This window comes from Gemmatimonadota bacterium (assembly GCA_009835325.1).
GTDB lineage: Bacteria > JAAXHH01 > JAAXHH01 > JAAXHH01 > JAAXHH01 > JAAXHH01.
In genome coordinates this window covers 72777-79521 of sequence record VXWP01000070.1, presented here as the reverse complement: position 1 = coordinate 79521, position 6745 = coordinate 72777, and the positions used below count along the sequence as shown (strand labels likewise).

Annotated in this window: 6 protein-coding genes; 3 read left to right on the top strand and 3 right to left on the bottom strand. The window is 61.4% G+C overall.

Translation table 11 applies throughout. From position 1 onward, the window contains the following. Nucleotides 1-399: hypothetical protein (locus F4Z81_08995; protein MXW05186.1), on the bottom strand; the 399-nt coding region annotated here is incomplete at its 3' end. A 98-nt stretch (nt 400-497) separates the two neighbouring features. On the opposite strand from F4Z81_08995, the gene F4Z81_08990 reads away from it, so the two are divergent. Together F4Z81_08990 and F4Z81_08985 are read left to right on the top strand one after the other, a co-directional pair. After that, nucleotides 498-2066, top strand: coding sequence for a LamG domain-containing protein (locus F4Z81_08990; protein ID MXW05185.1), 1569 nt, complete (start codon nt 498-500; stop codon nt 2064-2066). A 4-nt stretch (nt 2067-2070) separates the two neighbouring features. Beyond that, nucleotides 2071-3387, top strand: a complete 1317-nt coding sequence (locus tag F4Z81_08985) for an aminotransferase class V-fold PLP-dependent enzyme (GenBank protein MXW05184.1) — start codon at nt 2071-2073, stop codon at nt 3385-3387. A 23-nt stretch (nt 3388-3410) separates the two neighbouring features. Here the strand turns inward: F4Z81_08985 and F4Z81_08980 are convergent, their stop codons facing one another. Together F4Z81_08980 and F4Z81_08975 are read right to left on the bottom strand one after the other, a co-directional pair. Continuing rightward, nucleotides 3411-4340 carry a hypothetical protein gene (locus F4Z81_08980; GenBank protein MXW05183.1) on the bottom strand — a complete coding sequence of 310 codons (930 nt, stop codon included), beginning with the start codon at nt 4338-4340 and terminating at the stop codon, nt 3411-3413. Between the two features lie 16 nt (nt 4341-4356). Continuing rightward, on the bottom strand, nt 4357-5283 hold the full coding sequence (locus F4Z81_08975; GenBank protein MXW05182.1) for a family 43 glycosylhydrolase: 927 nt from the start codon (nt 5281-5283) through the stop codon (nt 4357-4359). Nucleotides 5284-5325: 42 nt separating this feature from the next. On the opposite strand from F4Z81_08975, the gene F4Z81_08970 reads away from it, so the two are divergent. Further along, nucleotides 5326-6735 (top strand): aminotransferase class V-fold PLP-dependent enzyme, encoded by a 1410-nt coding sequence (locus F4Z81_08970; protein ID MXW05181.1) that lies wholly within the window; start codon nt 5326-5328, stop codon nt 6733-6735. Nucleotides 6736-6745: the final 10 nt, after the last annotated feature.

Below are 6745 nucleotides of genomic sequence, written 5' to 3'. Positions count from 1 at the left end.
GTTGAACACCACCAGGACATCGGCGGGATGTGCCCAGTCGCTGTGCACTGGAAATTCCTTGTAGTACATGCCGTCCCGGGCAAAAGGCACGTCGACGGTCTTTGCCTCGGTGTACTGGCGGATATGGCCGTCCTGCGCCGTCTTGCACATGTCCAGGATGCGGTCGCCCCCGCCGAGCAGGTAGACGACGGGCCAGTTCGCCAGGTTTTCGATGGCATCGTCCGGACCGTCGAGGGCGCCCCAGCGAGGCACGCATTCCAGGTAGCCCTTTTCGTCGAAGTACTTATCGTAGAACAGTTCGAGCGCCTGGGACATGGAGCGGATGAGCGCGCGCTCCAGCAGGGCCCACTGCGGCGGGGCCATGGGGGTGTCGATGTCCATCTTGATGCGTGAAGGCATGAAGTATCCTGACGTTCACTTAAGAATGAATGTTATGGGCTGGACGATTGTAGAAGTAGTGACTATAATCAGGCTTCGCGGTACGTTTCCGGAAACGGATGACGGTACCTGGCCTGTCGTTCTGCACGGCAGGCTATTTTATTGAACGTACTGCATTTACGTTCTCGTTCTATTCGGTTGATCGACAGGAAGATATGGCTTCAACCCTCCATCGTCAAGGTGATCGTAAGTACCGTGAAAACGGCCGTTCCATGGCCTGGCAGGTCGGCTTTCTGGTCACTGCGCTTCCCCTGCTGACTTTCTTCAGCCAAACGATCGAGGCGCAGGCGTCTCAGGAATACCGGGCCGACCTGGCACTCGAGTTGTTGTTCGACGGCAATGCACGGGATACGAGCGGTAACGGCCACCATGGCGAAGTGTTCGGTGCGGTGCTCACGTCCGACCGTTTCGGCCGGGCCGACGCCGCCTATGCCTTCGACGGCCTGAACGACTATATCCGGGTCGCTCCGCCGCCGGCACTTTCCAGCGAGGCCTTTACCCTGTCGGTCTGGATAAAGTACAACGAAGGTGCCTTCTCCAGGTGGTGGTCTAACGGCATCGTGACACAGGACAGCGGCGGCTCGGGTGTGCGGCGCGTGTTTCAGCTCAGTGCTTTTGGACCGTTGCCGACCTGGCACCTCATGGGACGTGGCAGGGACCCGCTCATTACCCGCCCCGTGGATACGGAGCAGTGGCGCCACCTTGCAGTCGCCTTCGATGGCGCCGTGCACCGCTTTTACCTGGACGGGGTGCCCTACGACGAAAGCGAAGCGCCGTTTCCGCCCCACCCGGAAGAGCCGCTTTACGTGGGCCGCAAAGGGTCGGGAGAACCGGGATTCTATGTGAACGGGACCGTAGATGACGTGCGGATATACACGGCAACCCTTCCACAGGAAGCAATCGAAGGACTTGCCCGGGAGAACGGCTGGACGCCCCCGCCGCTTCACGAGGGGATCGCCAGGCCCGACCGCCCGGTCTCGACCCTGGACGAAGCACTCGTGGGTCATTGGACCATGGATACCGGGGAGATGAGAGATGCGTCAGGAAACGGACTACACGCCATCGTGCTGGGTTCGCCGGAACAGGTTAAGGGCAAGAAGGGCAACGCCGTTCGGTTCGACGGCGAGCGGGATTGGGCGGTCGTGAAGGATGAGTCTCTCGACCTGCTTCACTACCTGACCGTGACCGGTTGGATCCGGGGATTCGATCCTGTCCGCGGTTACGGCCAGGTGGTCTGGTACGGAGACGGCGCCTGGGGCCAGGATCCCTATTCTCTCTCCATTCAGGAGGGCAAGATCGGTTTTCGGGTCGACGATATCGCTACCCAGTGGGAGGTAAAGTCCGACGCCGGACCGTCGCCCGACGAATGGACGTTCGTCGCGGGCGTGCTGGATACGAACGATGACGGCCTTATGAATCTGAAACTCTACGTCAATGGCATCCTCGCCGCGGAGAGAACATCGGAAGAGCCGTACCGGTACATTGCGCTGGGACGCATGTGGCTCTGCTTCGCCAGTGTAGGAGACGGAGATACCCTGACCGAGCTGGACCTGGACGAGGTCCGGATTTACAATCGTCCGTTGTCCCCCGACGAGGTTTCGGCCCTCTACCGCGCCGAGCAGGAGTGAATCCATGAGAACAAATGAGGACCATCCCGGCACGGATGGGTACGCTGACCGGCGTGATTTTCTGAAGTACGGCCTGGCAGCCGCTGGCGGGGTCGCGGCCTCTTCACTGCTTGCAACGGAGCCCGCATCTGCCCAGGCTGCAGCCGAAGGGATCTCCCCTCCTTCGTCGATCGACGACGAATCATACTGGAAGGGAATCCGTACTCACTTCCATATCGACCCGGAAGTCATCTACCTCAACAACGGTTCGCTGGGTGTGTGTCCCAGGCCGGTCACCCAGGCGGTCTACGACGGTTACGTTCGCATGGGAACGTACGGAATGGAGGCGCGCTGGCCGCTCCAGGAGCAGATCAGAGAGGCGAGGAAAGAATGCGCGGCGTACCTTGGTGCCAGTGAGAATGAGGTCGTCCTTACCCGGAATGCCACACAAGGGCTTATGCACATCGCCAACGGCATCCGCATGAACCGGGGCGATGCGGTGCTCATGACGACGGACGAGCACATCGCGGGCATAAACCCCTGGCGCCGAAGGGCGGAGCGTTTCGGCATCGACATGCACCACGTTCAGATTCCCAGTCCTCCAGGAAGCGTGGATGAAGTGGTAGCGCTTTTCGAGGAGGCCATCACGCCACGAACGAAGGTGCTGTTTTTCTGCCACATCACCCGGGGCCCTGGGTTGCTCTATCCTGTCCGGGAACTTAGCAACATGGCGCGCGAGCGAGGTATCGTAACGGCAGTCGACGGCGCCCAGTCTCCGGGCATGACGCCCGTGGATCTTCACGAGATGGGGTGCGACCTTTTTGCCACGAGCCTCCACAAGTGGTCGTTAACCCCTCCCGGCACCGGCTGCCTGTACGTCAGGGAAGGATTTCAGGACCACTTCTGGCCCTTATCGAACGGGAACGGGCCCTGGAGCGACAACGAACGGGCGCTGTGGCTCGTTGAACCGTGGGGTACCCACGAGTATCCCATAAGAGCCGCCATACGTCCCGCCCTCTCCTTTCTCCATTCCATCGGCCTCGACAACATATACGCCCGGGACCGCATGCTTTCCGATTACCTGAAAGAACGGTTGAACGAACTGCCGGGGATCCGCCTTGGAACCTCACGGGATCACAGTCTGTCGAGTCCCGGCATTACCTCCTTCGAAGTCGAGGGCTGGGACGCCCAGTTGCTGCGCGGCATCCTCGACGGCAAGGCCCGGATCCGGGTGAGCACCGACCAGGGACGCAATCACGACATGATCCGGGTATCTACGCATTTCTATAACACGCCGGCCGAGATCGACAAGCTGATCGACGTCTTTAAGGAAATCCTCTAGCTGGCGGCCGGCATCTAACGGGTTTACGCTCTGTCGTTGAAGTGCTCCGCACCTCGATCCCGCAGGAAATCCAACGCGATTTGCAAATCTGGAATCCCGGCTCGTCCCCCGAGACGGGTGCAGCTCAGGGCGGCGACGGCGGAGGCGAATTCGGCCGTCTTCTCGAAACTCCATTCCTTCAGAAGGCCGTAAATGAACGCGCCGTGATAAACGTCGCCCGCCCCCGTGGTATCGACGGCGTCCACGGAGAAAGCCGGTGTGTGGAATGACCGGCCGGCCCCCAGCGTGTAACTGCCTTCCTCTCCAAGGGTGACGACCGTAGCAGACGATCCGTAACCGGCAAGAACCTTCGCGGCCTCCGATGGATCGGTCAGGCCCGTCAATTCATCAGAGAACACCCTGGAAGCGATCAGGAAATCCGTCATCCCGAGCAATTCGACGAGATCGTCCGGCGGGGACAAGGTGTCCGCGTCGAGCACCACGGGCACGCCGGAATCTCGGGCAATTCCCGCGGCAGCCAGCGCGGCAGGTCGATTGGTATTGTCGAGATGAAGGATTCTCGAGGAGGCGACCAGTTCCGCGGGAACTTCCGAGGGAGACATGTCCACGGCCGAACCGCCGGCCATGATAGTTCGCTGGCCGGTCGATTCATCGACGAGAATCATGCTGACGGGGGTCGAAGCGCCGGGCTCCATGATCAAATGGGCCGAGTCAACCCCGAACTGGTCGAATTCCTCCTTCACGACGCGGCCCGCCGTATCGTTACCTACTTTGCCCGCGAAGGCGGTGGACACCCCCAACCTGGAAAGCGTAACCAGCGCGGTGGAGACCATCCCCCCGCCCTGTTGGGCCGAGTCGCTCATCCAGACCTGTTCGTCCTGGTCCGGCAGGTGGGGCACGATACCCAGGAAATCCAGGCATGCGCATCCCAGGCCGGCTACGTCATGGGCCATCGTCCGATTCCTCGTGTCAACCTCTCGTCACGTGAATACCCGTTTCATCCGCTACGATCGGCAGTGGGTCCGAAAGGCCGCTCTCCGCGTCCAGGCCTTCGGTACCCAGCAGAAACCAACTACCGCCGTGCTCAATGAGCTGGCTGGCATAGAAGCGGCCGGACGGCGCTTCGGGCATGATCTCGCCCGTGCCGTGGATTCGGAACGGCCCCAGCGGCGAATCGCCCACCATGGCATAGTCGGTGCTTCTGAAGGCATGACCGGGGAACTGGTCCCTGAAGGAAGGCGTCAGCCAGAAATCATGGGTGCAGAAAACGAGATACCAGCGGCCTTCGATGAAATAAACCTGGGGCACCTCCATTTCCTCGGTCATCCGGTCGTGTTCCGGCGGCGGGAGGGATTCCCAGTGGATCATGTCGGCCGACTGGGCGATGCCGACGCTGCCCCGCTCAGCCACGTCCCCGTCGGTACGCCGCGCGCAGACGTACTGGAGAACCCGGCCACCCGTATCCAGGAGGAAGGGGTCCCGCCAGTGGGTGAGCTGCCGTTGGCCGGTCGATTCGATCTCGTAGTGGGCGGGGTCGGCCACCGAGGTGGGGTTTTTGGGTAGCTTGCGCCAGGTTTCCAGGTCATCGGAAACCGCCATGCCCGCGCGCTGGACAAAGGCGGCCTCGTGCTTGTGGCCAGTATAAGCCATCCAGTACTGCCCGTTGCGCCGGATGACGCTGCCGGTTGCCAGGGACTTGCCGTCCCATGCGTCCGGAGGGCCCGGTTCGAGGGCAGTACCCTCGTATTGCCAGTGCTTCAAGTCATCGGAAACACAGTGGTCGATTCTCCAGCCGGCTTTCCGTTCCAGGGGCATGGCGAGAAACCAGGCGTGGACCGTTTCACCCTCAGTGAAATACCATGCATCGCCGATTCGGTGGCCCTCGAGTCTGAACACGTCTGGTACTCCGTGACATGGATTATCCGGCCCAGGATCGCGATGGAGCGAGGAAGTGCGAGCAAATTAACCCAACGGACGCAGGCGTCAAGCCCAATTCAATTGACAGGTCCCTCGGGCAACCCTACCATTTCACGACGATCAGGTCTGGACGCAGCCATGTCCAACCTCCATCCCGATCAATATGAGACCGGTCAGGACGACACCGGTCAGGACGACACCGGCCAGGATGAGGCCGGACCACGAAATGCCCACCCGAAGCCACAAGGAACTTGTTTCATGTCACTGACCTCGGACGTGCGGGCCATGCTGCCCGACCTGGACGGATACGCGTATTTCCAGACCAGCGGGTTTTCTCCCAAACTGAACCCCGTCGTCGATGAAGTCGTCCACTGGCTGAAATTCCAGAGCCGGGGCCCCGCCCTGCCCTTCGTCGCCGGGCGGATCGAGGAACTGAAGCGGGATATCCGGAGCAAGGTCGCCCGTACCATCAACGCCTCGCCCGAAGAGATCGTCATGACGGAAAACACCACGATCGGCATCAACATCGTGGCTAACGGCATCGACTGGAAACCGGGCGACAACGTACTGCTCACCACCCACGAGCATCCGGGCAACCGTCTGACCTGGTACAACCTGACCGGACGGTACGACGTGGAACTACGGTTCGCGCCGATGTACAACGACCTCGGCAGAACGCTCGAAGAGATGGACCGCCTGATCGACGGCCGCACGCGGCTCGTCAGCGTCAGTCATGTCTCGAGACGCACCGGCCTGCGCCTTCCGGGCCGGGCGGTCTGCGACCTGGCCCACGGGAAAGACACGCCGGTCCTCTTCGACGGCGCGCAATCCTTCGGGGCCATTCCGATCGACGTGCGCGCGCTGGACTGTGACTTCTACAGCTTCTGCGGGCATAAGTATACCATGGCGCCGCAGGGTACCGGTGGCCTGTTCATCCGCCGGGACCGGATCGATTGGCTCAAACCGAGCTGGATCGGGTCGCACTCGCAGAAAACCTTCGACCAGGAAGGAAACATGGACCTGCACGACGAAGCCCGGCGGTTCGAGTTCGCCACGCGGAGCGTGCCGGACCAGGCCGGTTTCGGCAAGGCCCTGGATATATGGGAAGGGCTGGGGTGGGAGGCGATTTTCGCCGGCATCGAGTCGTATACGGACCGGATGAAGTCCGCCCTGCTCGAAGTCCCGGGACTGGTGCTGGAAACGCCGGCGTCCTACGGCGATTCATCGGGCATTGTTACTTTCCACGTGCCGGGCCTGGAGGCGGGCCCCTTGTCGGAGAGCCTTCAGCAACATGAGAAAGTGCTGGTCTCCCCGCTCGAATTCGCGGCGGAAAGCACTCGTGTTTCGACCCACGTGTTCAATTCGGACGAGGACCTGGAGCGGCTGACGACGGGGATACGGAGGATACAGCGAGAGGGGTTGGGTACGTAGATCCAGGCCC